The organism is Vibrio sp. 1069 (assembly GCF_033340555.1).
Genome location: NZ_JAWOWP010000253.1, coordinates 1 through 798, shown reverse-complemented (window position 1 = coordinate 798; position 798 = coordinate 1). Strand labels below are relative to the sequence as shown.

At 44.7% G+C, this 798-nt stretch carries 1 protein-coding gene; it reads right to left on the bottom strand.

Annotated features, from left to right (window positions below; all coding sequences use genetic code 11):
* Positions 1 to 708: hypothetical protein (locus R7040_RS25805; RefSeq protein WP_411978202.1), on the bottom strand; the 708-nt coding region annotated here is incomplete at its 3' end.
* Positions 709 to 798: the final 90 nt, after the last annotated feature.

The following is a 798-nucleotide window of genomic DNA, read 5'->3' as shown; positions in this document are numbered from 1 at the left end:
TCTGGCTTGCTGCTGCCATAACTGCTGTTTCCTTACTGTATTAGCCGATGGACATTTATTAGAAACTGCAACAATGGGCGCGACAATATCACTAATGTGATTGTCAGCATCACCCCAATCAGCAAGCCCAGAATCCACCATAGCAACTTCGTTTGCCACACTACGCTGTTGCTCTGCTTCTTCAGCTTGATTTCTGCATTGAGCATCTTCTGAGTTGCTTTCGATAGCTCGCCCTTGTTCTTCTGATGTTCCGATCTTATCGACTTCTCCAAGGCGTTCAGACTGTTCGTTACGCTGATCAGGTGACTGGGTAGCATGTTCAGCTTTTCCGTTACCTGCTGGATCTGGTCTAGATTCCTGTTGCTCTGTTGCTGCGTCTCTTTCACTGACTGCATTGAGCCTTTGCTTGATTGTTTGTGCTGCTGCGATAAGCTCCGCACTTTGTCTGTCTTGCTCATAAATCACCACTTCTTTTAAGTTCTTATAGGTGTACTTCGCCCCAAGATCGGAGCCTTTAAATTTAATGCCTTGATACTCAAAGGCGAAACCGTTTAATCGTCCAGTGCTGGCAACGTTCGGGATAACTGTTGCTCCTGCCGCTTCGCATCGTTCTATAAATGCAAAAACGTCCAGCTTATCTGTAAGTGCTTCATTTAAAATGTTTTGCAATGCTGCTCTGGCTGGCACTTCCCCTGTCCTCGCTGCCATTTGGATCTCATTTGATGTAAGAGATTTTTCTTGTTTACGCTCTTCAAAAGTTGGAGTTAACTGTAAACCAAACTCTTTTTCTAGTTTGTG